Genomic DNA, 2,834 nt, shown 5'->3' on the forward strand with positions numbered 1-2,834 from the left:
CGTACGGCTCCGCCGTCCGAGCGCGAGCGTGGTATCGCCAGTTTCGTGAAATTGTGCTCGCCGCCGCAGTCTACAACGTCGAACAAGCCGTGAAACAGTGAATCCCGTCGCCCTCTGCGGATTCAATGAAGCCGTTGCACACTCTCTCCAAGCAGACACTCTCTCTAAGCCGATGTGATCGACTGAGTATCTTTTCTCACGGTCATTCAGTCGGCGAGACGGCCTGCGATGAGCGCACACACGACGCCGAGTGCACCACAAGCAGCGAGTAGATACCAGCCCGCGGCATAGCCCGCTGTATCTGCGAGATAGCCGAACACCGGGGGGACAACGAGCCCTCCAAAGTTGACCGTCGTCTGACCCGCGGCCGTCGCTGCACCCGACTGATCTGCACTTGCGAGGGCGACCAATGCGCCGTGATAGAGTCCCGTGACACCGAGTAGGCCGACGCCGAGAATCGCGAATCCGACCGCAGCACTCGGCATGCCGAACAGCGGGATTACTGCAATCGTCACTGCGCCCAAGCCTGACTGCCACGAAAGCACGCGAATTGAGGCGGTCGCAGCCGAGCCACGAATGCGGTCCGCGAGCGCTCCTGCCCCGATACGCCCAGCACTTCCGGTGAGTTGAGTTACACCGAGCACCATGCTCGCGACTGCAGTTGTCGCAGTCGTGCTCGACTCCAAATATGGGACAACGTAGCCCGTCGTCGTGAAGACGCCAGCTCCGACGAAGAAGCCTCCAGCGGCGAGCATCATCAACGCTCGATTGCCCCAGAGGGCGCGGACATCCGGGAACGAGATTTCACCAGACCCGGGAGCGCCCTTGTAGGCAGTGAGAAAGCCGACGGCGATAACGGCCGAGACGGCTGCAGCGATGAGAAAACCAAACTGCCAGCCGAGCGCGAACAATGCAAGGCCGGCGACGACGAACGCTGCGAGCGCCGACCCGAGTGTCACACCGACTTGCTTGATTCCTACCGCGAGATTGTAGCTGCCACGTGGGGCGCGCTCAGCGACAGCAATATTGGTCGCCGGCATCGCTGTCGAATATGCCGCACCAAGGACGAACACGGCGACGAGCAGCATCGGGTAGCTAGTCGCGAAGTACACACCGGATGCACCGAGGGCGAGTCCCACAAGACCGCCCACCATCGCTGGTCGATCACCGTACGCGTCGACGAGTGCCCCGGCCGGAAAGAGAAAGACTGTATAGCCGAGTGTGAGGGTTGTAACTATAAATCCGACCTGGACGCCGGACAGACCGAAGTCTGCTTTGAAGGCGTCTGTCGCGGGGAATACCGAGTAGTAGCAGAGGCTCGCGACGATTTGCCAGAGCGCGATGGTGAGGACGCCTCGCCACTTAGTAATGGCGCTCACGAGACGACTGAGGCAATGCTAGTACTCGCAATAAATAGGGGCTGTCGAGGCGAACGTTGGAGCATGATGTGTTAGTCGCGCCGGACGAAGACGACCGGGCAAGGGGCAGATTGGAGGACGTCCTGTGCCGCCGACCCGAAGACTGCCTTCCCGGTCGCCGATCGGTCTGCCCCTCCGATAATGGCGAGGTCGGCGTCCGTGGCGAGTTCAATGATCCGCTCGGCATGAGGACCGATTGACAGGCCGAGTTCATACTCAAGGTCTGCCTTTTCCACGGTATCGATGACGTTCTTGAACGTGCCGTGTCGGCGTGCGAGCTCTTCGGTGGAGATGTCGGACAGATCATCCACGCCGAGACTCTGGAGGACTGCCTCACGTTCTTCTTCCGTGAGGACAATCGCAATTCTGGCGTGTGCGTCGGCTGGCTGAGCGATATCTACCAGCGTCTGCGCGAGCTTGCGGCCGGACTCTTCGTCTCCGGGTCGAACAGCGAGCAACACCTCGTTCAAGGCCATGTATCACTGATACATACGAGATAGTAATAAATTTACGGTACACATAGATGATGACAGAGAAGAACCGAATCTATTAGTATTAATACCGATGGTACGAGTATTCTGACTTGTATGGAGGAGGGACAGCTTGGCGATATCTCCCCGCCAGCGTGGAGGCTACTACGGGTTGCTGCGGGATATACGCAAAGAGAGGTCGAACGAGAGATTGATGACTTCGTGCAGGCACACATCTCAATGTTGGAAGGGGGCAATCGCTCGTTGTCCGCCCCGAGACGACGCATGCTATTCAATTTGTATGCAGAGGAACTGACTGAGGTACAAGCGCAGGTACTTATCGAGCACTTCTAGAATACGACCAAGCCTGAGTGGGTGGGGTGTCTACGTGTTGATCCAACCCGTTTGCTGTAGATCAGTAGTCTGTTAATGGACGATCTCGTTTCTTATCGTTAAACATCTATCTCTAAGATCTACCGTAACAAAAACCATTATAATGCACTATTGTAAATGAGGTGCTGTATCAATGATACAGGAGCGATTATACGGCTTACGGCATGACTTAGCGAAGTTTGTCATCGCCAGCCTCGGAGCAATACTCATCTCACTCGCACCAACTCCAGCGGGACTCTCACTCGCTGGCCAGTACACGCTCGCGACGATGTTCTTCGCGGGGTTCCTCTGGATCACCGGTGGGCTCCCACTGGCTGTAACCGCACTCACAATCCCTGTTCTATTAACTGGCACCGGTATTTACGAAGACCTGGACACGGCACTCGCTCCCTTCGCGGACCACCTTATCTTCCTATTCATGGCCGGGTTCATGCTCGCGAACGCCATTCAGAAATACGAAATTGATCGCCGTATCGCCCTCTATGGCTGTGTTGAATCGCCATACGGCGGTGGAATTCACTGTTTCACAGCCCGCTTGATGTTATAGACGACA

General features: G+C 57.0%; 3 protein-coding genes and 2 pseudogenes. 3 read left to right on the forward strand and 2 right to left on the reverse strand.

Going from position 1 to position 2,834, the window contains the following annotated elements; translation table 11 throughout:
- Positions 1 to 101: pseudogene (locus ABDZ36_RS02785) on the forward strand (IS5/IS1182 family transposase); the annotation flags it as partial.
- Positions 102 to 206: 105 nt separating this feature from the next.
- Here the strand turns inward: ABDZ36_RS02785 and ABDZ36_RS02790 are convergent.
- Complete coding sequence (locus ABDZ36_RS02790) at positions 207 to 1,379, reverse strand: MFS transporter (RefSeq protein ID WP_211313740.1); 1,173 nt, start codon at positions 1,377 to 1,379, stop codon at positions 207 to 209.
- A gap of 71 nt (positions 1,380 to 1,450) precedes the next feature.
- Complete coding sequence (locus ABDZ36_RS02795; RefSeq protein ID WP_211313741.1) at positions 1,451 to 1,894, reverse strand: universal stress protein; 444 nt, start codon at positions 1,892 to 1,894, stop codon at positions 1,451 to 1,453.
- Between the two features lie 111 nt (positions 1,895 to 2,005).
- Here ABDZ36_RS02795 and ABDZ36_RS02800 point away from each other — a divergent pair, with 111 nt between their 5' ends.
- Both ABDZ36_RS02800 and ABDZ36_RS02805 read left to right on the forward strand, forming a co-directional pair.
- Entirely contained in the window at positions 2,006 to 2,242 is a 237-nt protein-coding gene (locus ABDZ36_RS02800; RefSeq protein WP_343749192.1) for a hypothetical protein, read from the forward strand.
- A 172-nt stretch (positions 2,243 to 2,414) separates the two neighbouring features.
- A pseudogene (locus ABDZ36_RS02805) lies at positions 2,415 to 2,765 on the forward strand (anion permease); the annotation flags it as partial.
- Positions 2,766 to 2,834: the final 69 nt, after the last annotated feature.

The organism is Halarchaeum salinum, assembly GCF_039520965.1.
In the GTDB taxonomy this organism is placed as follows: Archaea; Halobacteriota; Halobacteria; order Halobacteriales; family Halobacteriaceae; genus Halarchaeum; species Halarchaeum salinum.